Annotated in this window: 27 protein-coding genes and 1 tRNA gene; 12 read left to right on the plus strand and 16 right to left on the minus strand. The window is 32.7% G+C overall.

Annotated elements, in window-relative coordinates:
* Window positions 1–3: 3 nt before the first annotated feature.
* Window positions 4–1155, minus strand: a complete 1152-nt coding sequence (locus AAHM80_RS06480; protein ID WP_342259649.1) for a deoxyguanosinetriphosphate triphosphohydrolase — start codon at window positions 1153–1155, stop codon at window positions 4–6.
* A gap of 215 nt (window positions 1156–1370) precedes the next feature.
* On the opposite strand from AAHM80_RS06480, the gene AAHM80_RS06485 reads away from it, so the two are divergent.
* Complete coding sequence (locus AAHM80_RS06485; RefSeq protein ID WP_341751578.1) at window positions 1371–1703, plus strand: HesB/IscA family protein; 333 nt, start codon at window positions 1371–1373, stop codon at window positions 1701–1703.
* 124 nt (window positions 1704–1827) lie between these two features.
* Here the strand turns inward: AAHM80_RS06485 and AAHM80_RS06490 are convergent, their stop codons facing one another.
* The 3 genes from AAHM80_RS06490 to AAHM80_RS06500 form a co-directional block, all read right to left on the minus strand.
* Entirely contained in the window at window positions 1828–2592 is a 765-nt protein-coding gene (locus AAHM80_RS06490; protein WP_342259650.1) for a phosphatidylcholine/phosphatidylserine synthase, read from the minus strand.
* A gap of 37 nt (window positions 2593–2629) precedes the next feature.
* The gene (locus AAHM80_RS06495) at window positions 2630–3325 is read right to left on the minus strand and encodes a phosphatidylserine decarboxylase (protein ID WP_342259651.1); all 696 of its coding nucleotides are present in this window, start codon (window positions 3323–3325) and stop codon (window positions 2630–2632) included.
* A 152-nt stretch (window positions 3326–3477) separates the two neighbouring features.
* Window positions 3478–3948: an RT0821/Lpp0805 family surface protein gene (locus AAHM80_RS06500; RefSeq protein WP_342259652.1), complete on the minus strand. Its 471-nt coding sequence runs from the start codon at window positions 3946–3948 to the stop codon at window positions 3478–3480.
* Between the two features lie 110 nt (window positions 3949–4058).
* Here AAHM80_RS06500 and AAHM80_RS06505 point away from each other — a divergent pair, with 110 nt between their 5' ends.
* From AAHM80_RS06505 to AAHM80_RS06515, 3 genes are all read left to right on the plus strand, one after another.
* Window positions 4059–4967, plus strand: a complete 909-nt coding sequence (locus tag AAHM80_RS06505) for a cation diffusion facilitator family transporter (protein WP_342259653.1) — start codon at window positions 4059–4061, stop codon at window positions 4965–4967.
* Between the two features lie 10 nt (window positions 4968–4977).
* Window positions 4978–5421, plus strand: a complete 444-nt coding sequence (locus AAHM80_RS06510) for a nucleoside deaminase (protein ID WP_341756040.1) — start codon at window positions 4978–4980, stop codon at window positions 5419–5421.
* 101 nt (window positions 5422–5522) lie between these two features.
* Window positions 5523–6104 (plus strand): MFS transporter, encoded by a 582-nt coding sequence (locus tag AAHM80_RS06515; protein WP_342259654.1) that lies wholly within the window; start codon window positions 5523–5525, stop codon window positions 6102–6104.
* Here the strand turns inward: AAHM80_RS06515 and tnpA (AAHM80_RS06520) are convergent.
* On the minus strand, window positions 6049–6480 hold the full coding sequence (gene tnpA / locus AAHM80_RS06520; RefSeq protein ID WP_342259383.1) for an IS200/IS605 family transposase: 432 nt from the start codon (window positions 6478–6480) through the stop codon (window positions 6049–6051). The genes AAHM80_RS06515 and tnpA (AAHM80_RS06520) overlap by 56 nt on opposite strands.
* A gap of 183 nt (window positions 6481–6663) precedes the next feature.
* On the opposite strand from tnpA (AAHM80_RS06520), the gene AAHM80_RS06525 reads away from it, so the two are divergent.
* Entirely contained in the window at window positions 6664–7380 is a 717-nt protein-coding gene (locus AAHM80_RS06525; RefSeq protein ID WP_410521487.1) for a hypothetical protein, read from the plus strand.
* 293 nt (window positions 7381–7673) lie between these two features.
* Here the strand turns inward: AAHM80_RS06525 and tsaD are convergent, their stop codons facing one another.
* Both tsaD and gatB read right to left on the minus strand, forming a co-directional pair.
* Complete coding sequence (tsaD, locus tag AAHM80_RS06530; RefSeq protein WP_342260457.1) at window positions 7674–8708, minus strand: tRNA (adenosine(37)-N6)-threonylcarbamoyltransferase complex transferase subunit TsaD; 1035 nt, start codon at window positions 8706–8708, stop codon at window positions 7674–7676.
* A gap of 135 nt (window positions 8709–8843) precedes the next feature.
* On the minus strand, window positions 8844–10301 hold the full coding sequence (gene gatB / locus AAHM80_RS06535; RefSeq protein ID WP_342259655.1) for an Asp-tRNA(Asn)/Glu-tRNA(Gln) amidotransferase subunit GatB: 1458 nt from the start codon (window positions 10299–10301) through the stop codon (window positions 8844–8846).
* A gap of 285 nt (window positions 10302–10586) precedes the next feature.
* On the opposite strand from gatB, the gene infA reads away from it, so the two are divergent.
* From infA to AAHM80_RS06550, 3 genes are all read left to right on the plus strand, one after another.
* Window positions 10587–10802, plus strand: coding sequence for a translation initiation factor IF-1 (gene infA, locus AAHM80_RS06540; RefSeq protein WP_341748261.1), 216 nt, complete (start codon window positions 10587–10589; stop codon window positions 10800–10802).
* Window positions 10803–10817: 15 nt separating this feature from the next.
* Window positions 10818–11450 (plus strand): Maf family protein, encoded by a 633-nt coding sequence (locus AAHM80_RS06545; RefSeq protein ID WP_341751571.1) that lies wholly within the window; start codon window positions 10818–10820, stop codon window positions 11448–11450.
* 182 nt (window positions 11451–11632) lie between these two features.
* Complete coding sequence (locus AAHM80_RS06550; protein WP_342259656.1) at window positions 11633–11884, plus strand: type II toxin-antitoxin system Phd/YefM family antitoxin; 252 nt, start codon at window positions 11633–11635, stop codon at window positions 11882–11884.
* Window positions 11885–11937: 53 nt separating this feature from the next.
* Here AAHM80_RS06550 and AAHM80_RS06555 read toward each other — a convergent pair whose 3' ends face one another.
* The 7 genes from AAHM80_RS06555 to ybeY all read right to left on the minus strand — a co-directional run bounded on the left by AAHM80_RS06555 (window position 11938) and on the right by ybeY (window position 18766).
* Entirely contained in the window at window positions 11938–12429 is a 492-nt protein-coding gene (locus tag AAHM80_RS06555; protein ID WP_342259657.1) for a hypothetical protein, read from the minus strand.
* Between the two features lie 589 nt (window positions 12430–13018).
* The gene (locus AAHM80_RS06560; protein ID WP_342259658.1) at window positions 13019–13510 is read right to left on the minus strand and encodes an SH3 domain-containing protein; all 492 of its coding nucleotides are present in this window, start codon (window positions 13508–13510) and stop codon (window positions 13019–13021) included.
* An 8-nt stretch (window positions 13511–13518) separates the two neighbouring features.
* Window positions 13519–15246: a cation:proton antiporter gene (locus tag AAHM80_RS06565; protein WP_341748266.1), complete on the minus strand. Its 1728-nt coding sequence runs from the start codon at window positions 15244–15246 to the stop codon at window positions 13519–13521.
* 83 nt (window positions 15247–15329) lie between these two features.
* Entirely contained in the window at window positions 15330–15659 is a 330-nt protein-coding gene (gene rsfS, locus AAHM80_RS06570; protein ID WP_341751565.1) for a ribosome silencing factor, read from the minus strand.
* A gap of 39 nt (window positions 15660–15698) precedes the next feature.
* Window positions 15699–17333: an ABC-F family ATP-binding cassette domain-containing protein gene (locus AAHM80_RS06575; protein ID WP_342259659.1), complete on the minus strand. Its 1635-nt coding sequence runs from the start codon at window positions 17331–17333 to the stop codon at window positions 15699–15701.
* The gene (locus tag AAHM80_RS06580) at window positions 17330–18265 is read right to left on the minus strand and encodes a hemolysin family protein (protein WP_342259660.1); all 936 of its coding nucleotides are present in this window, start codon (window positions 18263–18265) and stop codon (window positions 17330–17332) included. Before AAHM80_RS06580 ends, AAHM80_RS06575 begins: the two co-directional genes overlap by 4 nt.
* Before the next feature lie 3 nt (window positions 18266–18268).
* Window positions 18269–18766, minus strand: coding sequence for an rRNA maturation RNase YbeY (ybeY, locus tag AAHM80_RS06585; RefSeq protein ID WP_341751562.1), 498 nt, complete (start codon window positions 18764–18766; stop codon window positions 18269–18271).
* 164 nt (window positions 18767–18930) lie between these two features.
* On the opposite strand from ybeY, the gene dusB reads away from it, so the two are divergent.
* The gene (dusB, locus tag AAHM80_RS06590) at window positions 18931–19902 is read left to right on the plus strand and encodes a tRNA dihydrouridine synthase DusB (RefSeq protein WP_342259661.1); all 972 of its coding nucleotides are present in this window, start codon (window positions 18931–18933) and stop codon (window positions 19900–19902) included.
* 20 nt (window positions 19903–19922) lie between these two features.
* Here the strand turns inward: dusB and AAHM80_RS06595 are convergent, their stop codons facing one another.
* Both AAHM80_RS06595 and tnpA (AAHM80_RS06600) read right to left on the minus strand, forming a co-directional pair.
* Entirely contained in the window at window positions 19923–21719 is a 1797-nt protein-coding gene (locus AAHM80_RS06595; protein WP_342259662.1) for a Ulp1 family isopeptidase, read from the minus strand.
* A gap of 188 nt (window positions 21720–21907) precedes the next feature.
* The gene (gene tnpA, locus AAHM80_RS06600) at window positions 21908–22339 is read right to left on the minus strand and encodes an IS200/IS605 family transposase (protein WP_342259663.1); all 432 of its coding nucleotides are present in this window, start codon (window positions 22337–22339) and stop codon (window positions 21908–21910) included.
* A gap of 269 nt (window positions 22340–22608) precedes the next feature.
* On the opposite strand from tnpA (AAHM80_RS06600), the gene iscX reads away from it, so the two are divergent.
* The 3 genes from iscX to AAHM80_RS06615 all read left to right on the plus strand — a co-directional run bounded on the left by iscX (window position 22609) and on the right by AAHM80_RS06615 (window position 26110).
* Window positions 22609–22818: a Fe-S cluster assembly protein IscX gene (iscX, locus tag AAHM80_RS06605; protein WP_341747867.1), complete on the plus strand. Its 210-nt coding sequence runs from the start codon at window positions 22609–22611 to the stop codon at window positions 22816–22818.
* Between the two features lie 318 nt (window positions 22819–23136).
* A tRNA-Val gene (locus AAHM80_RS06610) sits at window positions 23137–23212 on the plus strand.
* A 291-nt stretch (window positions 23213–23503) separates the two neighbouring features.
* Complete coding sequence (locus AAHM80_RS06615; protein WP_342259664.1) at window positions 23504–26110, plus strand: AsmA-like C-terminal region-containing protein; 2607 nt, start codon at window positions 23504–23506, stop codon at window positions 26108–26110.
* The last annotated feature ends 6 nt before the right edge of the window (window positions 26111–26116 follow it).

Raw genomic sequence — 26116 nt, forward strand, 5'->3', positions numbered from 1 at the left:
AAATCAAATATTATTAAAATTGAAGGAATAAAGATCTTGATATTCTTGAATAGCGAAGCGGTCAGTCATGCCAGCTATATAATCTGCTACTATATCAGCTTTGGATTTTACATCCCCTGGTATAATTAATTCCTTCCAACTAAATGGTAATAAATCAATATTATCCATATATACCCTAAATAACCCTTGTATAATATTTTGACACTTTAAAGTTATAGAAGTCAGTTTATTATGTTTATATACTTTATTATACAAGAATTGTCTAATTGCCGTTATATGTTCTTTTGTCTCGTCAGTAAAATCAACAATCTGATAATCAAGATGTCGTATATCAGCTGTTGTAGTTATTCTCTGTTTTTGTAAGTTATCATTTGTTTGTAGCAATAGATCGGTAATTAAATCACTCATCAATTTACGTACGATTTCATAAATAAGACGAGAAGTTGTTATATCCTTAAACTTGGACTTAATTTCAAAAGCATATTGATCAATAAATTTAATTTCTGCTAGATGATTAAAATCAATAATCTTAGCACCAACACTATCTTCCAAATCATGAGAAATATAACTAATATCATCAGCTAATGAAGCAATTTGAGCTTCAGCTGAGGAATAGTGAGATAAGTCAAGAGCATGTTGTAAATCATACTCTACTATATATTTAGGTATGTTATTTATTAAAGGACCATTATGTTTAACAATTCCTTCTAGCACTTCCCATGTCAAATTTAATCCATTATAAGCCGCATATCTTTTCTCTACTTTAGTAAGAATCTTTAATGAATGAGCATTATGGGAAAATCCACCATAATCTTCCATACATTTATTTAGTGCGATCTCCCCTGCATGACCAAAAGGAGTATGCCCAAGATCATGAGCAAGAGCTACAGTTTCAGCTAAATCACTTGATAAATTAAGGGTTTTAGCAATAGAACGTGCAACCGTAGAAACTTCAATCGAATGAGTAAGGCGATTTCGATAATGATCCCCTTCATGATTAATAAAAACCTGGGTTTTATATTGTAAACGTCTGAAAGCCTTTGAATGAATTATACGATCCCGATCTCGTTCAAATTCATTTCTATAAGATGTAGGATATTCATTAAACAATCTCCCCCTACTCTTGGCTGGATCTACTGCATATGAAGCAAGCATATATTAACTCCTATTTAATCTGAATTCGATGTAACAAGTTACATCGAATGATGAAAAAAGTTAAAATGCACTCGCGTCAACCGCTTCAAGAGTGCATTTTTCCTTATAACAAAGCCAGTATAGAATTACCTAGCAAGCTTTTCAAGGTTTTTAAATGAAACTCTTGCAAAATTAGGTTTTTAGGATTATTCTAATGGTCTTTATAATATAAGAACATGTCAATAAAAGTTACTGATAATGCTTTTAAAAGAGTAGATGAGCTAATAAAATTAGAAAGTAATCCAAGTTTGGTTCTTAGAGTAGTTGTTGATGGTGGAGGCTGTTCTGGATTTGTTTATAATTACGCTCTAGTTTCAAGCAATGACATAACAAAAGATGACTGTATTATAGAAAAAGATAATATTAAAGTAGTTATCGATGAAATATCTCAGCAGCTTATGGTTGATTGTATAATAGATTTTATCGAAGAATTAGGTAGTTCCTATTTTGAAATTAGAAACCCCCTTGCAAAAAATAAGTGTGGGTGTGGTAATTCATTCTCTGTATAACTGTATATACTCAATTAACCTGAAGAGTTGGCAAAAAAATGATTAAAAGTTATACTCATAGACTGTAAAAAATAAGTCCTTCTCCTTGACTAACTTACTTGTCCCTAGTTATTATGCAACAAATCTAATAGAATTTCCTACTAATAAAATAGCACACTGGTATAGATAACATATATATAAAGGCAATGGATGGTAACAAATACCATGGATATATAATAAGACTTATAATGATAACAGCAAATACCATCATCGCTAATGATAAATATTCGTGTTTTATATTAATATTTTTTGTTGAAAATGTTGGTAGGCTGCTGGCAAGTAAAAAAGCAATTACAACAATATATAAATCTATCATAATAGTATGTTTACGGATATTGATACCTAAAACGCTACTTACTTCAAAATCCAAAATCATTGGCATTAGAGCAAGTAAAGCTCCACAAGGTGCAGGCACGCCAGTAAAAAAATATTTTATTTTCTTATTATGTATCTCCTGAAAAATAGTAGTATTAAACCTTGCAAGCCTTAAGACCATGCATACCATAAACAATAATATAGAACCCCATGAAAATACTTGATATTCATATTGTTGAAAAGACCATAAATATACAAGATAAGCTGGGACTACTCCAAAATTAGCAAAATCACATAAGGAATCTAGTTCAGCACCAAAAGGACTAGTAGCATTTAGCATTCTTGCTATCCTACCATCAATTCCATCTATTATAGCTGCAACTAAAGTACAATATACAGCCTTTTCCCATCTACCATCTAATCCAAATTTAATAGCACTAACACCAACCACAAGACCCAATAAAGTGATAAAATTAGGAAGCAATTTTATAAACGGAATTGGTTTTGTTATTTTAACTTTGTGTATTTTAAGCAATTTATACCTATATACTTATATTAAAGCAGTAAGAATATTACCTTTTTTCAAACTTAAGTTCAGATGTTTTCTTGATCCTAAAATCAGCAATAATAGTTTCTCCACCAACTGAAGTCTGACCCTCAGTAACACAAAGTGTAGTTTTAAGTGGCAAATAGACGTCAGCTCTACTACCAAATCGGATGATACCATACCTATCACCAACTCTAACCTCAGTATCTTCTTCTAAATCACATAATATTCTTCTTGCTATTAATCCTGCTATTTGAACAAAAGCAATTTTATGACCACTATTTGTTTCCATTAAAACAGACTGACGTTCGTTATATATACTTGCCTTATCAAGAGAGGCATTGAAAAATTTTCCTGGATTATAATGTAGGGATAAAATCTTTCCATTAGCTGGAATACGATTTACATGAACATTAAAAATATTCAAAAAAATACTAACTCTAATCATTTCCTGATTACCAAGACCAAGTTCTAGAGGAGGAACTGCCTCAGTTATTTTTTGCACTGTTCCGTCTGCTGGACTGACCACTAGATCGTCACTAATAGGGGTAAATCGATCCGGATTCCTAAAAAAATATATACACCAAATCGTTATAACTAATCCTACATATCCAAAACTATTATGAACAGTAGAAAGTAAAAAAGTCACAACTGCAAAGCTTACGATAAATATGTAGCCTTCACGATGAATAATCTTCGAAAAATCACTATATTGCTTCATTCTCACTCTCTAATTTTGTTACGTTATCCCATTTACTTAAGGGTAATTTAAAAGTTGGTAGGGCTTACAATAGAAACATCAGGCTAGTGCTAACCTGATGTTATATTCTAAACGGGATATAAAGGTCAACCGATGATAAGTTTTGATAAAACTTAACGCACAATTTCCCATTGACCGTCTGGTCTACGACAAGCTTTCCCATAAACTTTTTCTTGCTTACCACCCACAACAGCTACCTGAGTATACTCACGGCAATACTGACCACTATCGTCTTTGAAAGCTTTGCTTGGTGTTACATACCCGTAATTACCACTATCTGGGTTACGCCACTCTACACTCTGACCACTAGGAGCAGCCTCTAATGCTTTCTGCGAACTTAGCTCTAGCAATTTCCTGTCATGTTCATCCATAGTCTGACCAATTTGACCACCGATAAATGCTCCAGCTAAAGCCCCTATACCAGTTGCGGCAAGACGACCGGTCCCTTTACCAAATTGTGATCCTAAAAGTCCACCAGCTACACCGCCAATTAGCGTTCCACCACCTTGTTTATTCATACCGGTACAGCCATGCAACATTGTTGCTGCTAAAATAATTGCTATAATTTTGCATGTTAAATTCATAAAAACCATATGTTTAAGAGTTACGTTGACACACCCTAGGGTTAGTATATACTATACACTAATATATACTAACACTAATACATTTTATACTATAAAATCGAAAATTTTATATGACTAATTCAGAACATCAAATTTTAATCAAGTCCTCATCTTATTTGTCTTTTAGTATAGCTGTATTCATTTTATTTATTAAATCTTATGCGTGGCTGGTAACTGATTCTCAGTCTATTCTAGCGTCTTTAATTGATACTATGCTTGATATTTCATCCTCTCTTTTTAATTTGATTACTATTCGTTTTGCACTGCAGCCACCTGATTATCACCATAGATTTGGTCATGAAAAAATCCAAGATTTAGCAATTTTTTCACAAGCAGTATTCTTTGTTGTTTCGGGTTTATTTATGGGTTTTTCTTCTTTAAGGTCTCTTGTTGATGGATCAGTTCCAAGCAATATAGAATCTGGCATTAATATACTATATTTGTGCATTATCCTAACTGTTATTTTGGTGGCTTATCAAACTTATGTGATAAAAAAAACTAGTTCTGAAATAATCAAAGTAGATAAATTACATTATTTTACAGATTTACTAACAAATGTTGGTGTAATTGTTTCTATAAAATTAAGTACTCGTTTTTGGTTCATAGATTCATTATTTGGCATTGGTATTGCAATATATATAATATATGCCTCTTATGCTTTATTCAGAAAAGCTTTTAAAAATCTTATTGATGAAGAAATGCCTGAAGAAGATAGAAAAAAAATTCTCTCAATAATTACTAGATTTAAAGAAGTAAAAGGTATACACGAAATGAAGACTAGATATGCTGCAAGTAAGCCGTTTATACAATGTCACATAGAAATGGACGGAGATATGTCATTGTATAGTTCTCATTATATTAGTGATAAAATTTATATTGCATTGTTATTAGAGTTTCCAGGTGCAGAAATAATTATTCACCTAGATCCATATGGTTATGAGGAAAAAGTGAATTACCGTGAAAACATCAACCAAATTTAACAATTTCTTCATGGAGGAGGCTTTAAAACAAGCACAATTTGCTTTTAATGAAAATGAAATTCCGGTAGGTGCTATTATAGTTAATAGAATAAGTAACAAAGTTATTTCAAAGGCTCATAATATTGTTGAACAAACAAAGAATCCGCTACTCCATGCTGAAATTGTCGCGATAAATCAATCTTGTCAAATTCTATCTAGTAAGAATCTATCAGACTGTGATATGTATGTTACTTTAGAACCATGTACAATGTGTGCTGCTGCAATATCTTTTGCTAGGATAGGTAGATTATTTTATGCAGCAAACGACCCAAAACAGGGAGGAGTTGAGAATGGTGGGCGTTTCTTTAACAGTAAATCTTGTTTTTACCATCCTGAAATATATAGTGGTTTTTCAGCAGAAATTTCTGAGAATTTAATGAAGGAATTTTTTAAAAAAGTCAGATCACTGGAATAGACAGGGTATACTTAAATGATTTGGAAAATTGGATTTGGAAATGAATGGTGAGCATGCTAGAGTATATAAAGGACAATATCTGCAACCAATGGAAGTTATTAATGAAACTAGATAAAATTGAGAATATCATAGTCGCACCACTATATATTATTATATTAATGGTTACCATACCGGTATTAAGCGAGACTATTTATACTCCCTCACTTCCTGATTTAGCCAAGGATTTAGCAATTAGTGCTAATTTAGCTGAATACACACTTACTATTTATTTGTTCGGTTTTGCTATTGGTGTTTTAATATGGGGTAATTTATCTGATTGTTATGGGCGTAAGCCTTGCGTACTTACAGGATTTTTGATTTATGCTTTATCATGCTTCATTTGTTATCTAGCAGATAATATTAATATGTTATTTGCTGCAAGATTTATACAAGCTTTTGGAGCTAGTGTTGGCTCAGTATTAGGCATTGCTATAGCAAGAGATGTAGTAAAACCAGCAGAGCGTGGTAAAATGTTCTCAACGATAGCTATTGCCACGGCGTTTTCTCCTGATATAGGACCAGTCAGAACGCCCTCGCAAAGCGAGGGGCTTGACGGTTATGAGCAGCCCAAAGGGCTGCCATTGTTAATTAAAATTCTCCTGATTCGTCAGAGCCTAAACTATCAAGTTGCTCTTGATTCTTAATGTAGTGTTTGATCTGATTCTCTTCAAATCCTACAGTTGAGACCGCATAACCTCTAGCCCACAACTTTTCTCCATTAAAATTACGTTTTCGTCCACCAAACTGCCTAGCAACGGCTATAGCACTTTTCCCCTTGATATAGCCTATTACTTCAGCTACAGAATATTTAGGAGGAATCTTGATGAGCATATGCACATGATCTTGTACCATATGCCCCTCTATGATCTTTCTCCCACGTTGAAAAGCTAACTCATGGAATACGTTCCCAAGATATTTTCTAACCTTCCCGTACAATTCTTTTTTACGACACTTTGGAATAAACACAATATGATATTTGCAATCCCATTTAGAATGATTTAAACTTTCGTATGTTGTCATATATTTTCTCCTTTGACCGTCAAGCCAAAGAAGTTATATATGATAACTTTTTATTTTATACTAAATCTAAAGGCCAAGCCTTGATGGTCTCACTAGTCAAACTAGTGGCTTACCTATCATTGAGTTATAGGTGGTTTTGTTATAAAATTTTATCATTGGTCGGCGGTATTTCTTGTTCTGATAGTGATTGCAATATTTATCATAGTGTTAATATCAGTTAGACTTCCAGAAACTAACCTAAATCTTAGAACTGAACGTTTGGTTATTCCACTTTACAAAGAATGTTTTGCTAAAATGATCAGAGATCCAAGATTGCTCGGTTTAGCATTTTTAATTGGAGCAGTGAATGGTATGCTATTTGGTTATTTTACTGAAGCACCTTTTTATTTTATCTCAGGACTAAATATTTCAACTTCATCTTTTGGTATGATAACATTCTTTATATGTATTCCCTTAGCTTTAGGTGGACTTATATCCAAAAAGATGCATAAACTGCAAAGAACTTCTGATAATATTATCTTTACAGCTATTAAAGTTATGTGTTTAGGATCTCTACTATTCTTTTTATCTAGCTATTTTAATCTAATTAATAAAGATAATGTGACAGGTTCTTTATTACAAACTTTATTATGGCTAGGTATTATTATGACAGGTAAGACAATGATAGTTCCAAACTGCTTAAGCCAAGCTTTGGAAGATTATGGTAAATTTGCTGGCACGGCATCTTCACTTTTTGGTTTTATGTATTATGTAATTGTTGCAAGCTTTACAGGATTAATAGGGCATATGCATGATGGATCATTGATACAACTACCATTATTCATGCTGATCATTTCAATTAGCATGATATTAGTGTTTTATATGACTATTAATAAGCAGCAAATGGCGAAGAATAATTAATAGATTACCCCCAGTTCGATATAAGAATTATTAATTCTTATATCGATACTTCAGGTGGGCAGCCGCTTCAAACCTGATTGTTTCTATATATAATACTGAATTCGATGTAACTTGTTACATCGAATTCAGGTTAGATTATACTGCTCGTAAATGAAGGATTGGTAGACGAAGATCAAAATCAAGAAATGCTAGGAGTGTTTAAGTCGAGGAGCGGAGCGTACATTAGTACGTGAGCACCGAAGAACTTGAACAACGACAACGCATTTCTTGATTTTCATCGAGTATACCCATTTTTATAAATCCTCTAAGCTCCATTTAGCTCTAGGACAGAAATCGAGTCGGTCAGTAAGATTGTTTTGTAGACGTTCTAGCCCAGCATAAGCGATCATAGCAGCATTATCAGTGCATAAATGTGCTGGGGGTAGTAAAAGTGCATATCCTTGAGTTGCAGCTTGATACTTAAGTATAGACCTCAAATAATCATTAGCAGCAACCCCACCGGCAAGCACGCAAGTTTTTTGTGGCAATAGCGACTTACCTATAAATTCTTCATACATTCTAAAGCTATTAAGCATTTTTACTGACAAGATTTCTCCAACCACATATTGAAAGCTGGCTGCTATATCATTAATTTCTTGATCACCTATAGGTTCTAATTTGGATATTAATATGCGTACTGCAGTCTTTAAACCTGAAAACGACATATTACAGCCAGTTTGATGGATAATGGGTTTTGGTAAAATATATTTAGACGGATCGCCAAATTTTGCTCTTCTCTCAATTTCTACGCCTCCAGGGAAAGGCAAACCCAACATTTTAGCTACTTTATCAAAACACTCTCCAACCGAATCATCTATAGTTTGTCCTAAAATTTTATATTTGCCAAGGGAGGAAGCGGCAACAAATTGACAATGTCCGCCGGAAACTAATAGAAGTAAGTAAGGATATTCAGCCTTATTGGTTAATCTAGCAGTAAGTAAATGTCCTTCTAAGTGGTTAACTGCAATAAAAGGCTTCTTTAAGACACTAGCAATGGACCTAGCAAACATTGAGCCAACTATTACTCCTCCTATCAAGCCAGGACCGGAAGTGGCTGCGATTCCATCTATATCAGATAACTCAAGATGGCTTTCATCTAAAACATATCTAACTGCTTTTTCTAAATTCTGCAAATGTGATCTAGCGGCAATTTCCGGTACTACCCCTTGAAAAAGCTTGTGTTCTTGATGTTGGGAAATAACAACATTTGACAAAATTTTTTTATCTGAGGTGACTATTGCCACGCCAGTATCATCACAACTTGATTCAATACCCAATATTTTAATTATTGTAATCTCTCCTTTAGACTTACCTAGCATAAGTCAAAATAGTTGAGAGATTTTTAGAAGAAACGAAGCCGAGTACCGCAGCGTACATAAACGTACGTGAGGAGCGAAGGCGAGTTTCGACGACAAAATCACCAACTATTTTGACTTATGCAGAAAGTCTTTTAATAAATCATTCACTAAGTTAGGATTGGCCTTACCTTCAGTTTTTTTCATTACTTGTCCTACAAAAAAGCCAAATAACTTATCCTTACCGCTTTTATAAGCAGAAACAGAATCAGGATTTTCCGACAATATTTCATCAATTATAGCAGATAGTATACCACTATCTGACATTTGCACTAAGCCCTTTTCTTTAATAATTTTTTCCGGTTGCTCGCCAGTTTCAAACATAGTTTCAAAAACTACTTTGGCAATTTTCCCTGAAATCACCCCATCTTCTATTAACTTCACCATTTGGGCAAGCATTTTTGGGGTAATCTTACACTCATTTAAGCTAATGGCATTTTTATTAAGTTGACCAAACAACTCACTAATAATCCAATTAGCAAGTATCTTAGGATTGCATAATGTCACTGCTGCTTCGAAATAATATGCTACCTGTTCATCAGCAGCAAGAACCTCAGCGTCATATGTGTTTAAACTATATTCTGCAATATATCTTTTAATTTTTGCATCCGGAAGTTCCGGTAGCTCCCGAGCTAATTGCTCTATCAGCTCCTCAGATAAAACTATTGGTAATAGATCTGGATCAGGAAAATATCTATAGTCATGAGATTCTTCTTTTAAACGCATTGTCCTAGTTTCACCAATATCAGCATCAAATAATCTAGTCTCCTGTATTATTGTCTGACCATTTTCGATTAAATTCACTTGCCTATTTGCTTCAAACTCTATTGCCCGCATAATATTACGAATCGAATTTATGTTTTTGATCTCACACCTTGTTCCGAGTGGATTCCCAGGAAGCCTAACTGAAATATTAGCATCGCAACGTAATGATCCTTTTTCCATATCACCATCACAACTTCCTATATATCTTAACAAAGCCCTGAGTTTACGAACAAATTCAGCTGTTTCCTCCGGTGAGCTAAGGTCTGGTTCAGTAACAATTTCCATTAATCCTACACCAGCCCGGTTTAAATCAATGAAACTATAATACGGAGATTGATCATGGATAGATTTGCCCGCATCCTGTTCTAAATGCAAACGATTAATTCTAATTTTCTTGGTTATTCCCTGCTGAGTTACTATGTCTAAATAACCATCTTGGACAATTGGATGATAGAATTGCGAGATTTGATATCCTTGCGGTAAGTCGGGGTAAAAGTAATTTTTACGATCAAATCTTGAATTAAGATTGATTTTTGCCTTAAGTCCGAGACCGGTCTTAATTGCTTGATGGACACAATATTCATTTAATACTGGTAACATTCCAGGCATTGCTGCATCAATTAAAGATACTTGTGAATTAGGAAGAGCAGCAAATTCGGCGGAACTAGCAGAGAAAAGCTTGGATTTTGAAGAAATTTGGGCATGTACCTCTACGCCTATAACATATTCCCATTTACCTGTATTACCAACAATATAAGCCATTTAAAATCTCTTTAGTTTACTATTAAAATGTGAAAAATTTTTAAGATTAAATCTTTATCATATTTTCGATAAAAATTGTAGTTTTTTATAAATCTTTATTTTTTACATCTTTTTTCGTGAGGTGATCCTTATATTACTTGCAAATTTTTTATATTAATGTAGATTCTTTCAATATTGGTGTATAAGCGTTTGAATAACTATAATTTTATGTCAAGCGTGGTTCTGAAATTGTCCACTACGGCAAGCCATTTTAGAAATTAAAAATTATAATTTAGTTAAGTTGTAATGAGCAAAGAAGAGCTAATTAATTTTGAAGGCGTTGTCCTTGAGCTTTTGCCTAACGCAACTTTTAGAGTGAAGTTGGAAAATGGTCATTTTATTATCGCCCATACTTCTGGTAGGATGCGTAAGAATCGTATTAGGATACTTGTCGGAGATAAAATCACAGTGGAAATGACGCCTTATGATCTAACAAAAGGTCGTGTTATCCACCGTCATTAGAGTCTTTCATATTTTATGTCAAATATAGAATCCACTTTTTTAAAACAACAGAATATACCTATAGTTCTAGCTTCACAATCACCTGCAAGGCTTGAATTACTAAAAAGAATAAAGGTATTTCCTACACAAATTATTCCCGCTAATATAAATGAAACAGAGTACTTACGAGAGTTACCAAACCAGTTGGTAACAAGATTAGCACAGGAAAAAGCCGAGGTTGTTGCCAAAAAAATAAGTGGTGAAGCTATAATTATAGCAGCTGATACTGTTGTGGTTCACGGTAGAAAAATACTACCCAAGGCTTTAACAAGTGAAGATGTTAGATATTGCCTTAATATTTTATCTGGAAGGCGTCATAGGGTTTATACAGGTATCTGTATAATAAAAAAGACTCTCGAACAAGTTCTGCTGCGACAAAAATTAGTGCAAACCATAGTCAAGTTTAAAAGATTGAGCCAGCAAGAGATAGAATTTTACTGTAGCCTAGATGAAGGAATCAATAAAGCAGGCGGCTGTGGAATTCATGGATATGCCGAAGCCTTTGTTCCTAGCATATATGGATCTTACTCAAATATTATGGGATTACCACTACTGGAAACCATGCATATGCTTACTTCTTTAGGCTTTAAAAATATACCTCTTAAATAACCTGAATTCGATATAATATACTCAAATGATTTGAAGAAACTGAGGAAAAGCTGAGTTTAAACTTTATCAAGCCAATCAGAAAAACAACTAGCTTTGTCAAAAATTGGAAAATTAAAATATTGTTAAAACCTAAATTAAGTACTATAATAGGTATATAATTAAATATTAATCATGGTATAACAATGAATCATATCTATACTAATCTTACTGCCAGTATATCAGAATTTAAGAAAAGTCCTACAGCATTGCTTGCTAAGTCTAGTGGTGAGCCTATTGCTTTATTGAATCATAATAAACCAACGACTTATTTAGTTCCAACTGAACTATACGAACAAATGGTTGAAATATTAGATGATAGAGATTTACTTAAACTTGCTGAAGAAAGACTAAAAGAAAAGAAAGAAGCTATAGCAGTTGATCTAAATGATTTATAAACTTTCATGTACACAAGTACAAAGTCTCAAAAACACTTAAAAGCCTCGATATATTATGCATTGCCGCCTTTATGTAATTCTTCATCATCGAAATCCATTGTTGCTTTAGCAGCATGCATTATAATGTTAAAATATGAAAAACAGAATTTTAATAAATAATGCTCAGTTATTATGTCAGTTGCTAAAAAATTATCAAATTTATCTTTTTCAGTATTGGTAGTATGCAATATATTTTCTTGAATATAAAGCCTATTAATCAGCTTAGCTTCTAATAAAGTAGTAATTACCACCCAAGTTACGAAATAACAAATATTACTAAATATACTGTCATCGATGATTAGATTGATAGGGCTATTATAATTATTTTGTTTGCTTACTGTATAAATTAATTCGCGAAGTATACTGTCATCGTATTTATTAGGTGTGTCGATAATTTTTATTATTGTAAAATTATTTTCTTTACAAAAATTGATCAAAGATTGCCTTATGAGTTCAAAACGGGCATGTGATGAATATAATAAGATAATGGCTTGTTGGTTGTTCATATGCGACCCCTTCTCTAATGTTTTAATAATTAAGAGTTTTGATCGCCAAAGATAAAATGATAAAAGAAAATTTTATAGGTTATATATATCTTGGCGATCGGGGAGTTCGAAAAACCTTTAAGAGACAGTTACGATAGCCTTTAGGCTTGAAGTTTACACCCCAAGCCTTGAACATAGCTAGCATCTCCCCGACCATGGCAAATCGAAGAGCATCATTTTATCGGTTGATGCTTACCGCTCTTAAATGGAGGTTTCGACACCCCAAAATAACTTTACAGTTACTTCATTTTTAATTTTAAATTATTACTTAGCTAAAATCAACAATAAGTTTTTTTAATTATATCTTACGGTGATTTCTGAACCAACATCATTTACTGCAGGTGAAACTGTCAAGTGGCAACGATATTTAAACTCAATAATCAAGTTTTTCCTTAACCGTCATTGCGAGAAGCCGCTGCAAGCGGCGACGTGGCAATCCAAGATACGCGAAGCATTACTCTAAAAAAACAGCTTCGCTGTTTATCTAGATCGCCACGGCATCTAAAGACCCTTGCTATGACGATTATAGAAAAATGTACTATGGTATATATTATTCATCCTTATATACTCCCCACAATACTGTTTTAGGTAGCCATCCAGTATAATTCTTGCAGCACACCTGACAATAATCTTGTTTGCATTTATTAAGTAGGCAACGGACATAATTACTTACTCTTGCAACAATTTTATGTTGATCATTAGCTACTTGAGTCAGAGCTACTAATTTGGAACTTACCACAATCACCGATCTTTTACCGGACAATACACTTGAATGTACCCAGCCTCCTTCTCCTTTTATATCACGAATTTGCCTCCATTGTTCATATTCTGCAATAATTTCTACTGGTTCACCTTTTTTAACAAATACCCATTCTATAGGTGTTTTTATCGAAGGACCAACTCTAGCATTTACCTCATTAGCCTTTATTGAGGCAAATCTAGGTATCGGCAATTTCTGATTATCAGCTATCGTTAGTAAAGGTGTAATGGTCAAGATTATAATCAAAATATATGACTGTTGCTTTAGTAACTTGATTGCCATGGTTATTCTTAATCATTCTCTTCTAATTCACGCAAAGCATCATCTCGTTTAGCTATTACATAATTACCTGATCTAAATTGCCCTTTGATACGATTTATTTCATATTCACTAAGACCAATAAATTTTAAAATTGTTCCACCAAGCTGTAACCCCGTCTCATAATTCTCTGGTATGATTGTTGTTGCTCCAGCATCATAAAATTCTCTAGCCTTCTCTAGATTCTTTAATCTTACAATAACTTCAAGATCTGGAAAATGACTTGAAATTGTTCGAAGAGATTTTTTGATAGTAACACTATTATTCATTGTAAGTACTAGAGTTAAAATCCTTTCTGCTCCCACAGCTTTTAGCGTATCAATCTGTGATACATCTCCTTTAAAAACTGGAAAGCCATTAGCTGTTTCTGCTTTTACAATCTCGTCATTAACATCTAGTGCTATATAATTGATTCCTTCAGCTTCCAATACTAATGCTACCATTCTACCAACACTACCAAAACCGGCAATTATTATATGGTTTGTTAAATCTCTTGCTCCAAGTTCTATAATTTGTATTGGAGTCTTGCCAAGTTGTTTATCAAGTCTTTCAGCAAGTTTTCTTCCTAAAATTGCCAGTAATGGAGTTAGTGCCATAGTACATGTCACCACTAATAACAGAACATTAGCCGTACTCTCTCTAATAACCTGAGTTTCTTTACCAAGACCGAATAAGATAAAAGCAAATTCTCCACCTTGTGATAATAATAAACCTGCATGCAAGGCTACTCCTTTATTAAAACCAAATAAAATGCAAGAGGCGGCAATAATTAGTGTTTTTACTACAATCAAGGCAATAGAACAAGTTAGTATAGTTGATATTTGAGCGTATATTTCTTGAGCGTCAATATTCATTCCAACGCTCATAAAAAATAGCCCTAGCAATAAGCTTTTGAAAGGGTATATACTTTCTTCAGCTTGCAACCGAAATTCTGTCTCTGCAACCAAAACACCTGCAACAAAAGCTCCTAAAGCAAGCGATAAACCAAAATATTCCGTAGCCCAAGCTGCAGAGAGAACTACCAATAGAGTCATGGAAATTGGTAGTTCGTTTATATCGCCATTGTCCGATGAAATTAACCCAAATAAAGGTCTTAGTAATACTCTACCTGCAACAAATATTGCAAGTAGTGCTATGATAGCCTTAAGCAAAGCTGTTCCTAGAGCTATCGCTAACGAATCTTTACTATTGCTAGCAAATAGTGGTACCATAACTAGCAATGGCACAACTGCTAAATCTTGTAACAACAAGATAGCTAGGGATATACGACCTAGTTGAGTTGATTGGCTACGGCTTTCCTCAATAACTTGCATAACAAGGGCAGTTGAGGATAAAGCAAGACCACCTCCAATAATAATTGCAGCACTACTATTACCGCTGATTAGTACAACAGCGGCAGCAATCACTATAGCTGTAGTTAACACTTGTAGTGAGCCAAGACCAAATACATACCGCCTCATTACCTTTAATCTTTCAAAAGATAATTCTAAACCTATAGCAAAAAGTAAAAAAACTACTCCTAATTCTCCTAGTAATTTTGTTTGATCATATGTTACAATCTTGAATCCATGGTCTCCAATTACCGCTCCTGCAATTAAATAACCCAAAACTGGGCTTAGATTAAGGCGTTTAAGTATTGCTACAACAAATACAGCTGTTCCTATTAAAATTATAATATTGATAAGAATATGCTCTTCCATTTACACCTTTTCCCTAGAAGTATTAATACATTATTTTTTAAATACACTAAGTAGTTTTCAGTAAAAAATCTAATATTTTTAATTTATTTTTTGCTCCACATCTCTTCCAACTTAAAATACTCTCTAGTTTCTGGATAGAAAATATTAACTAATACATTTCCAGCATCTATTAATACCCATTCAGATGTTCCAAGTCCTTCAATATTAGTATCGATATTAACTTGATGTTTTAACTCTAAAGCTAAATATTCAGCAATTGCTCCAACATTTTTAGTTGAACGCCCGCTTGCAAAAATAATATATTCAGCTAATGTAGTTTTTTGTCTTATATCTATTACTACTATATCTTCTGCTTTTTTTTCTTCTAAACATTTAACCATAAACTCTTTCAATAGTTCAGTATTTTCTATCATAATTATCTCCAATTGCTAAAGTAACCTGAGTTTACTATACTATTTCACTCTCTTATTTGCCAACACCCAACTACTATCCAAATAATCATTACCATACTTATGCAAATATTCCTGATATTTACCTTTAAAATCAGTGATAGTTCGGTGGGATAGAGCAATAACCCTTGTGGCTATGTTGCTAGCAAAATCTCGATCATGAGTTACTAATATTAGAGTTCCTTGGTAGTTAATTAGAGCTTTTTTTAACATATCCTTAGATTCAATATCTAAGTGATTAGTTGGCTCATCTAATACCAATATATTACTTTCTTCCAATATAATTTTTGCTAGTAATAAACGTGCTCCTTCTCCTCCACTCAAATTTAGAATATTCTTGCTTACTTCATCTTTACGGAATAATAATTGACCTAATACACTACGTAGCACGTTATCACTTTCAGTAGGTATTTGGTTGGATAACCAATCAATAACACTCATACTTTCATTTAGTAATTCATGATGATCCTGAGCAAAATAGGAAATTTGAGTTTCATATCCCCATTCATAACTTCCTAAATCAGCAGAAATTTTATTAATAAGAATCTTAAGCAAAGTAGATTTACCAATACCATTTGGACCAATAATAACAATTTTTTCTCCACGTGAGACAGTAAAATTCACATTATTTAATATTTTTTTATCCTCGTAGCTTTTAGAAATACCCTGAACTTTTAATGCTAATTTTCCAGATGGTCTTTTTTGCTTAAAATTAAAATATGGACTAACACGCGAACTTCTTTGGATGTCAGGTAATTCCATTTTTTCTATTTGTTTTTCTCGGGATGCAGCCTGTCTAGCTCTAGTGGCCAACGCTCTAAACCGGTCAACGAAACTCTGCATAACAGCAATTTTTTTCTCTAAATGAGAGAATTCTTTAAGCTTTTGTTCGGTAACCAACTGTTTATCACGAACAAAAATATCATAATTACCAGTATAAATCTTGATAGTACCATAATCTATATCAAGAATATGTGTAGAAATATTATTAAGAAAAACAAGATCGTGTGAAATAAATACCAAAGCACCTTTGAATTTCTGTTTTAGATAATTTTCTAGCCAATAAATTGAGACTATATCAAGATGATTTGTCGGCTCATCAAGTAACAATATATCAGGATTATTGAATAAACTTTGTGCCAGTAACACCCTAAGTTTATAGCCGCCGGATAGAACGGATAAAGGCTGATGATGATATTTTTCTTGTATTCCTAAACCAAGCAATAACTCAACTGCAAAAATTTCTGATATATATCCATCATTGTCAGCTATAATTTGTTCCAACTCACCTAATCGATAACCGATTTCCTCATCACATTGATCAATTGCTAATAATTTTTCTTTTTCTTGCAGTGCTTGCCATAATTCACTTCTACCGGCAATAACGGTATTAATAATTGAAGTATTTTCATAAAGAAATTGATCCTGCTTTAAACATCCTATACGTGCATTTTTGACACAGGTAAATTCTCCGATACTAGCCTCTTCCTCTTGAAGCAAAATCTTAAAGAACGTAGATTTACCAGCACCATTTGCTCCAACAAGCCCATACCTATTACCTTTCTTAATATGCAAGCTCACATCAGTAAATAATATTTTTGCACCATAGCTCATGGCCAAATTAGTTGTAATAATCATAAGGTATTATCAGGTAATATTGTACCATTTTTTAACTGCAGCTTAACTTGTTTAAGTGATCTTGGGCTTGCATCAATTACTTCAAGTTCAACCTGCTGCTCAATATCAATTTTAGTACCAACCAAAGGGACATTACCTACTTTTGCTAAGACTAAACCACCAATTGTATCAAATTCATCATTCTGAAGTTTTAGTTTCACACCTAGAGCTGATTCGAGATCCTCAACTTTCACTCGAGCATTTGATAAAATAGTATTATTATTGATAATTCTGAAACTATCATTATCCGATTTCTTATCATGCTCATCATCTATTCTGCCAACTATCTCCTCCATAATATCTTCCATGGTTACAATACCGTCAGTTCCACCATATTCATCCACAACTATCGAGATCTGTACACAATCTCTTCGCATTTTTGCTAGTAAATCTATCAATTTCATTGAAGGAGCAGAAATGATAGGTTTACGAATTATTTTTTTTAGCTGCAACTCTTGATTTGTAATAAGTTGCTTAGTAATAAGTATCTTGAATAAATCTTTTATATGAATAAAGCCTACTATATTATCCAAAGTTTCATCATAAACTAATGTTCTAGTATTAGGTATTTTGCTACTAAGCATTTGGCTTAACTCATCTATACTGGCAGTTAATTTTACTGCCTTAATATCAGATCTAGGGATCATTACATCTTCTACAGTTTTATGACCAAATTTCAGAAGATTCATAAAAATCTTTTTTTCTTCTAACGTCATTTTTTTACTGTTAGATTTTAGCTTTTTAATTGCATCATAAAAATTATCCTCTAGCTTCTCTTTAGAAAACAGCCGAGAGAAAAAAGATTTAAGAGTAACAATTTTTAAAGAATTTTTCAGCATATCCCTTTTAGAATGAATAGATGCAAGGTTTTCTTTTTTCAAAGAAGTGAACAAAAGCTAATATGGGGAAGCAATAGCAAAACTCTTTAATATCTCTACTTCTAAATTTTCCATAATATCTGCTTCCTCGTTATCTTGGTGATCAAAGCCTAGTAAATGCAAAATACTATGTACCAAAAGATGGATAAAATGATCTCCAAAGGCTTTATTTTGACTTATAGCTTCACTTTGAATTATTTCATAGCCAAAAGCTATGTCCCCCAAATACATATAATGTACATTAGGAGTAAATTCAAGTAAATGCCGAAAGTCTAATTCTATATCAGGAAATGATAGTACATTTGTAGCTTTTGCTTTGCCACGAAATTGGCTATTCAAATTTAACATTTCATTATTATTAGTCAGTAATATTGCTAACTCAAACTCTGCAACTCCCTTGAAATTTTTATATTTACTCAGTATAGCACCAACAACCTTCTTCACTAATAGTTTATTGATAAATTTTTGATTTTTCCAATCTTGACAAGCTCGAATAATCTCTACATTGATTTTCATGATATAGTTTCTTAGCTGAAAATGCTCAATAATATTATATAACAATATCCTGCAGATAATACTAAAAATTTTTCTTAGTGATAGCATTAGTTTGTGGTATCTTATTATAATTTATAATAATTATTCTATAATTAAAAGCTACTTAAAGTAATGAAAATATATTTATGATAAAAATAGGCAATATTCAACTACCTCATTCGGTGATATTAGCTCCAATGTCTGGGGTCACTGATCTACCATTTAGAAAATTAGTACGAAAATTTGGTGCAGGTTTGGTAGTCTCTGAAATGGTAGCAAGTAGGGCAATGATTATTGAAACAAAGCAATCTTTGCAAAGATGTGCAATCATTCAAGACGACGCTACTGGTTCATGTGTACAGATTGCTGGATGTGAACCTGATATAATAGCAGAATCAGCTAAAACGATTGAGGATATGGGAGCCAAGATTATTGATTTAAACTTTGGTTGCCCAGCTAAAAAAGTAGTAAATGGCTATTCTGGTTCAGCTTTAATGCGAGATGAGAAATTAGCGGCAAAAATTTTAGAGACTACGGTCAAAGCGGTAAAAATCCCAGTAACTTTAAAAATGCGTACTGGCTGGGATGATCAAACTAAGAATGCACCAAATCTGGCAAAAATAGCCTATGATGCTGGTATACAAATGATTACCATCCATGGTAGAACAAGATGTCAGTTTTATTCTGGTCAAGCAGATTGGGAGTTTATAAGGCAAGTTAAGGATGCGGTAAAGATTCCAGTTATCGCTAATGGAGATATTACCTCCTTATCTAAAGCTAAGGAATGCTTACAAAAATCAGGGGCTGATGGCATAATGGTTGGTCGGGGAGTATATGGTAGACCATGGTTTATTTCTCAAATAGCCCATTATCTTAAAACCGGAGAAGAGCTACCCTCACCTTCCATGGAAGAACAGTTAGAGGTTATACTAAGCCATTATGATGCTATGTTAGAGTATTATGGAAATGATACAGCTGTTCAGCTAGCTAGAAAACATATAGGTTGGTATAGTAGTGGTTTAGCAAACTCAGCTGAATTTAGAGGAGGGGTTAATATGATGACTGATCCAATTCAGGTTAAAGAAAAGATCATGGAATTTTATGGAAAATTCTTTTAATATAGTGCAAAACTTTAATATTATCTGATAGGACTAACTGTAGGACGGCTATTGTGCCTAATAGCAGGAGGAGATGTAGTAGGACGAGATGGATAGGTATTTATTGATTCTCTAATGGTATTAGCTTTTTGCCTGGCTTTCTCAAGGTCTATTGTTTTTGCATGAGCTTGGCGTAATGTTGTTCCTATGTTTTTAGATTCTTCAGTGGTAAGAATTGCCTCACCTTTTGCCATTTTAATTAAATTATCCACAACGAAAGCTCCACAATCTTTATCATTTTGTTGTTGCTCAGTGTGTAAATCTACTATTTTAGCATCAGGACAAACTTCTTTAACCATATTTACTAAATCCACTCTTGTATCTATATCTGTTCCCTTAGGATCATTATAGGTAAACACTATAGCCCCCTCCTTGTCTTTAGTGATTGCTAAACTAACCCAATGTTCGTGTCCAGTATTAAGGGGTATAATAACCGCTTCCTTGTTATTTTCTATTAAATCACTATACACAGCTCGATCAAGAGTGTACTTTAATAAACTTTCTTCTCCTATAGAAGCATGAGTAATAATAGAAACTTTTGTTTGATTTACAGATGCTTTTAATACATTGCCAATATCATCTTCGTCATATAAATAATCTAGTGCAGTTAATTTGCTACCTTCAGGCAATGAATGTTCTACCTTATTTTGTCTAGTTGATACTTCCCTTTCATCTGCCATTTGCTGAAGAGTACTGGTAATTCTTTTAGCATTTTCTTGTTTATACTCATTTAAATTTTCCTGCATATCCTTAATAGTTAAGCTATTGATTCCAAGAACAGTTTCCCTTTGCTTAACTTCAGCAACAATGTCAGCCCTTTTCCCATGACCTTGAGCTAATGGGATACAACCATTAGTCAAATTTTCAACCGAGCCTCCTTGGATTACAGCATATTTAGCTTGTTTGGCAATATTCTGAAGCTTCAATGGATCAGATAGGTCAAAATATATATCAACAGGGTTTCTTTCCGTCATATTAATATCTTTCTTGAATTGTTCAGATAATTGTGACACGTAATGCTCTAGTTTTTTAGCACCACCAATTTTATCTTTTAAGATTTCTTCAACTTCTAGCTTAATACCTAATTGTTGATTTTGGTCGTTGATGCCAAATTTGGTCGTAATAATATTAGCCACATCCTCTACAGATGAAGGATTGCTGGCTACTATAACTCTAGTATTTCTGCCTAGTTCTTTTGTAGCAAGTATAACTTCAGTCAATCTTTCTTTATTAGGCAATTTCCCTGACACTAATATGTTAGGAGGTCTTTTTAGAATTTCCGACTCTACTAAATTTGTAACTGGGATATATGGAATGTAAGAAGTTCTTTTTTGTTCTACATGCCTATGAGTTATCGCATTATCTCGGTCGTTATCATTTGTAAAAAACACGTGATTGGCTTGTGTAAGAAGAGGTGGCCAGTAGTTATAATATGGCAAAGTTTGATTATATGCATTATAATTACTAAAGGTAAAACAAGTTTGAATACCTGATTTTTTTAATGCTGCTAAATCATTTATATCAACTATAGGTTTTTCCATGTTTGAATTATATTGAATATTAAGTATAGGCGTTTCTCCTTGTTTAACTTCGTGCAATATTTCAATTATTATATTATCTTTATTTAGTTTGCCATTTTGAATGTTATATTTAAGCTCCCTAGTTGGTATGTTTAAGTAAGAATTAGCCACTATAATATTGTACTGAGTCTCTTGACCTACATGACCATTAATATTAAATAACCTTACCTTATTTTCTTTTTTACCTGTTTTTGCCATATATACTCCAAAGTCCTCAATATCTAATTGACTATCATCTTAAACAAAAAAACAAATCTATACAAATCAATTATATCTCTAAACCAGTATTGATGCATTTTACAGCCTCATTGTATTTTAAGTCAGAACGCCCTCGCAAAGCGAGGGGCTTGACGGTTATGAGCAGCCCAAAGGGCTGCCATTGTTAATTAAAATTCTCCTGATTCGTCAGAGCCTAAACTATCAAGTTGCTCTTGATTCTTAATGTAGTGTTTGATCTGATTCTCTTCAAATCCTACAGTTGAGACCGCATAACCTCTAGCCCACAACTTTTCTCCATTAAAATTACGTTTTCGTCCACCAAACTGCCTAGCAACGGCTATAGCACTTTTCCCCTTGATATAGCCTATTACTTCAGCTACAGAATATTTAGGAGGAATCTTGATGAGCATATGCACATGATCTTGTACCATATGCCCCTCTATGATCTTTCTCCCACGTTGAAAAGCTAACTCATGGAATACGTTCCCAAGATATTTTCTAACCTTCCCGTACAATTCTTTTTTACGACACTTTGGAATAAACACAATATGATATTTGCAATCCCATTTAGAATGATTTAAATTTTCGTATGTTGTCATATATTTTCTCCTTTGACCGTCAAGCCAAAGAAGTTATATATGATAACTTTTTATTTTATACTAAATCTAAAGGCCAAGCCTTGATGGTCTCACTAGTCAAACTAGTGGCTTACCTATCATTGAGTTAAATTTTACAGATATAGTTGCATAATAATCTCACCCCCTTTAATAATATACTATATTTAAGCCTGCACTAATATATTATTTAATTGGTAGAGGAATGGTTAGATGGTAATAGTAATGCCTATGGAAATAATTAGGTAAAAATAATGCATTGGCATGATGTTGACGAAATTGCTATAAGTTTAGAAAAAAATTATTCCGATGAGGATATATCTGAATTAACACTAAAAGATCTTGAGGACTTAATAAAATCATTAAGTGATTTTGATGACCACGAAATTGAAACAAATAAAGAAGTGTTAAAAGAAATTCTCGAAGCTTGGAAAGAGATTAAAGATAGTAATTTTGAAGATTAATATATACTCGGTGAACTTCAAGAATTGGCGTCGTCGTGTCTAAAGATCTCTGCTGCTCACGTACTAATGTACGCTCCGCTGCTCGACTTTGACACTCCTAGCTCTTCTTGAAGTTATACTATCGTCTACCAACTCTTCATTTACGAGCAGTATACTTGTACCTCATGTAGTTCATCTATAGCTAACCTCAAGAAGGTCTCTCTATTAGAGTATCTTAGATAGACCTTCTTGAGGTTAGCTATAGAATCTAAATAATTTACAGAAATAACTTGATTTTTTTGGGGAGATAGGGCATTATCTGCGTTAAATTGAAAGAAAGGGCGTTTAGCTCAGTTGGTAGAGCATCCCGTTTACACCGGGACGGTCGGCAGTTCGAGTCTGTCATCGCCCACCATATATCTCTCGGATTTCAGGGTTTTTATCATTGCAATAAATTGCAATAAAAAGTCTGTATTCCCGTCACATGCCGTTTTTTCACTAAAGTTGCCGGAATACGACCACCAAAAAACTCTCTCTTTAACTAGTTTTTGAGGGAGAAATTATTACAAAAGTGTTAAAATGCACACCTAGTCTGCTTACCCCTTGTTTGTTACCCCCATCATGTTAGATATTTATTATATAGTTTTTATTTTTAACGTTTTTGATATATACCTAGTAATATTGGTTCTTAGAAGATAATAATTTTATGATAAGAAAAGTAATTATATTTACTGTTATTGCTATTTCGTTGTTAGTATGTACTATATTAGTTGAGGTAAACTTTGTTGATTATACTTCTGCCAGTAATAGTCTTGTTAATGAATTAAAAATTTCTCCTCAGAATCTAAAAAAAATTAAAATAATTAAATTTCCCATACCTTATTTGATTATTGATCACATAAAAGAGGAAGGGAAATTAGAATTAGAAAATATAGAAATTCGCTTTGTCCCATGGTCATTATTAATTTTCAGACCAAGAATTAGTGCTGTAACCATATATAGTGCCACAATATATTCAGATGAACAAGATTTTGACATTATAAACCATGATAGGCTAGTTAGTTCATTTATAACAAATGATATAATGGATATAAATTTTAATGTTAAAAATCTGAGTATTCTAAATAAAAATAACCAACCTATTCTTACTTTAAATAATTGCTCTTTATTTAAAAATAACTCTATTGCTAATAGCACTTCATTCAAAGGGGATGGAGGATATGTAGGAAAATTATCTGGGTTTTTTGAGAAAAAGGCCAACCAAATAAATTTCGATCTTACTATCTCTAATAATGATTATAATTTTCATTTGCTAGAAACCTATATAGACTCTAAACTAATAAATGGTAAAGCAGAATATTTAATACAAAATTTAGCTGATATATTACATATTCTAGTGCCAGATTTAGATTCTTTATTTAGAAGATTTAATCAGAATGAAAAGGTAAATATAAAATTTGATATCTTACCTACTGGGCAACTGCTCAAGCTAGAAAATGTAACCATAGACTCTAATTCGCTTGTAGGTAATGGAGGGGTATATTTGAGCAGAAGTGACAATGTTACTAGTATAATAAAATTATATTTCTCTAAAATAGACGTAAAATCACTTATTACTTCATCAAACAATATTAACCAATTTAGTGATTCAGTTTTTGGATTAAGACTTATCTTTGATAATAAATCAATCATAACGAATGTTTTAGTTGACCAAATAATATTAGGTAACGATGAGATATTAAATAATACTAAACTTTCATTTAATTTAGATAAAGGGGTATTAGTGGTCAATGATTTTTCTGGTACAATAAAATCCGGAGGAAATTTTCAATTGATAGGTAATGTAACCCAAAACTCAGTACGAAGTATATTTGATGGCACAATTTACTTGCAACATAATGACCTTAATTCTGTATTGAATACTTTAGGTTATCAACAGGCAGTTAGTACAAAGCCTACAGCTTTTATTTTATCTTCAGATTTAAAACTAACTTTAATAGATGTATATTTACAAAATCTTATGCTAAAAACTGACAACACTAAAGTTACAGGTAATATTACAGCTAGATTTATTGGTTCTATACCGCATTTTATAGCAACCCTTGAGTTTTCCTCGATTGATTTAAATAGAAACGATTACCCAATAATCTCACCAATGATCAAATTTGCTAAAAGTTTGTCGGAGAATATGAAAGATGAATCATACTTAGCTAAATATATTCCGATTAGGACAGCTGATTATTTAGGTAATTTTGATATTACTATAAATGATCTGCTGATAGGAAATAATTCATTTGGCAAAGCATATATCTTAGCAAATGTCTCACCAGGTAATATTGGAATTAGTAATCTTGATATAAGAGGCAATAGTGATTACATCAATCTTAGTGCTAGTTTGTTAGCAAGTAACATTAAACCGCAACTAACAATTATAATAAATGATGGTTCTCTTAATGTTAACTTTTTAACCCCTAAATCTTTACTTAATCTGCGAAATAACTTATTGAATGAATTTGACGTAGAAAAAATAGAGTTAAAATTAAATTGTGCATTATCAAAAATAATTCAGAATGATCTAGTATTACAAAATGTTAAACTTGCTTTAGCAAATAATAATGCTTTATTTAAGATTGATAACCTTGAAGCAAATCTACTTTCTGGTAAATTAAAAGCAGAAGGTAATATTTTATTAAATCCATATACTCTGAACTTTGTTTATGCACTTAATTCTATTGATTTAGCTCAATTATCTAATGTTTTGCCAAGAGGATTACTAGACAATTACGGTGGAATGAGCATAAATGGAACATTTGATACTCATGGCAATAGTTTAAAAGAATTATTGTATGAGCTTAACACTCAATCAGAATTTGTAGTAAAAAATGCCAAGATTAGTAACTTCTCTGTTGATTCATTGATAGAAAAAATTAATAATAAAGACTATAGTCTAAAGTATTTAAAAGATGATTTAGCAAAATCTATGTATCAAGGGCAAACTGAATTGAATAATTTGCGTGGTAATCTTCAGTTAAAAAATGGAATAGTTACAATGAAAGACTTAGTATTTAATACAAAATATGCTAGCGGAGCTGCATCATTAGCTGTAAATATATATAATTTGGATATGGTATTATCTTCAATATTATCTTTTTATATAGCAGACTTAAATCCTAATCTAAATAATTCTAGTAATCAAAATACACCTATAAATCTTACAATAAAAACCTCAGGCACTATATTAGATACCATAAAAACGTCAGACGAGACTGAACTAAGAAAGGCTTTAGAGAACAGAAGGAAATCTACAAATTAAAGAAGA

This window comes from Candidatus Tisiphia endosymbiont of Metellina segmentata (assembly GCF_964030715.1).
In the GTDB taxonomy this organism is placed as follows: Bacteria; Pseudomonadota; Alphaproteobacteria; order Rickettsiales; family Rickettsiaceae; genus Tisiphia.

What these genes read in the sequence shown, in the direction of transcription:
- AAHM80_RS06480 (WP_342259649.1), bottom strand. Translation starts at nt 1,155, where the DNA reads ATGCTTGCTTCATATGCAGTAGATCCAGCCAAGAGTAGGGGGAGATTG.
- AAHM80_RS06485 (WP_341751578.1), top strand. Translation starts at nt 1,371, where the DNA reads ATGTCAATAAAAGTTACTGATAATGCTTTTAAAAGAGTAGATGAGCTA.
- AAHM80_RS06495 (WP_342259651.1), bottom strand. Translation starts at nt 3,325, where the DNA reads ATGAAGCAATATAGTGATTTTTCGAAGATTATTCATCGTGAAGGCTAC.
- AAHM80_RS06500 (WP_342259652.1), bottom strand. Translation starts at nt 3,948, where the DNA reads ATGAATTTAACATGCAAAATTATAGCAATTATTTTAGCAGCAACAATG.
- AAHM80_RS06505 (WP_342259653.1), top strand. Translation starts at nt 4,059, where the DNA reads ATGACTAATTCAGAACATCAAATTTTAATCAAGTCCTCATCTTATTTG.
- AAHM80_RS06510 (WP_341756040.1), top strand. Translation starts at nt 4,978, where the DNA reads ATGGAGGAGGCTTTAAAACAAGCACAATTTGCTTTTAATGAAAATGAA.
- AAHM80_RS06515 (WP_342259654.1), top strand. Translation starts at nt 5,523, where the DNA reads ATGAAACTAGATAAAATTGAGAATATCATAGTCGCACCACTATATATT.
- tnpA (WP_342259383.1), bottom strand. Translation starts at nt 6,480, where the DNA reads ATGACAACATACGAAAGTTTAAATCATTCTAAATGGGATTGCAAATAT.
- gatB (WP_342259655.1), bottom strand. Translation starts at nt 10,301, where the DNA reads ATGGCTTATATTGTTGGTAATACAGGTAAATGGGAATATGTTATAGGC.
- infA (WP_341748261.1), top strand. Translation starts at nt 10,587, where the DNA reads ATGAGCAAAGAAGAGCTAATTAATTTTGAAGGCGTTGTCCTTGAGCTT.
- AAHM80_RS06545 (WP_341751571.1), top strand. Translation starts at nt 10,818, where the DNA reads ATGTCAAATATAGAATCCACTTTTTTAAAACAACAGAATATACCTATA.
- AAHM80_RS06550 (WP_342259656.1), top strand. Translation starts at nt 11,633, where the DNA reads ATGAATCATATCTATACTAATCTTACTGCCAGTATATCAGAATTTAAG.
- AAHM80_RS06555 (WP_342259657.1), bottom strand. Translation starts at nt 12,429, where the DNA reads ATGAACAACCAACAAGCCATTATCTTATTATATTCATCACATGCCCGT.
- AAHM80_RS06560 (WP_342259658.1), bottom strand. Translation starts at nt 13,510, where the DNA reads ATGGCAATCAAGTTACTAAAGCAACAGTCATATATTTTGATTATAATC.
- AAHM80_RS06565 (WP_341748266.1), bottom strand. Translation starts at nt 15,246, where the DNA reads ATGGAAGAGCATATTCTTATCAATATTATAATTTTAATAGGAACAGCT.
- rsfS (WP_341751565.1), bottom strand. Translation starts at nt 15,659, where the DNA reads ATGATAGAAAATACTGAACTATTGAAAGAGTTTATGGTTAAATGTTTA.
- AAHM80_RS06575 (WP_342259659.1), bottom strand. Translation starts at nt 17,333, where the DNA reads ATGATTATTACAACTAATTTGGCCATGAGCTATGGTGCAAAAATATTA.
- ybeY (WP_341751562.1), bottom strand. Translation starts at nt 18,766, where the DNA reads ATGAAAATCAATGTAGAGATTATTCGAGCTTGTCAAGATTGGAAAAAT.
- dusB (WP_342259661.1), top strand. Translation starts at nt 18,931, where the DNA reads ATGATAAAAATAGGCAATATTCAACTACCTCATTCGGTGATATTAGCT.
- AAHM80_RS06595 (WP_342259662.1), bottom strand. Translation starts at nt 21,719, where the DNA reads ATGGCAAAAACAGGTAAAAAAGAAAATAAGGTAAGGTTATTTAATATT.
- tnpA (WP_342259663.1), bottom strand. Translation starts at nt 22,339, where the DNA reads ATGACAACATACGAAAATTTAAATCATTCTAAATGGGATTGCAAATAT.
- iscX (WP_341747867.1), top strand. Translation starts at nt 22,609, where the DNA reads ATGCATTGGCATGATGTTGACGAAATTGCTATAAGTTTAGAAAAAAAT.
- AAHM80_RS06615 (WP_342259664.1), top strand. Translation starts at nt 23,504, where the DNA reads ATGATAAGAAAAGTAATTATATTTACTGTTATTGCTATTTCGTTGTTA.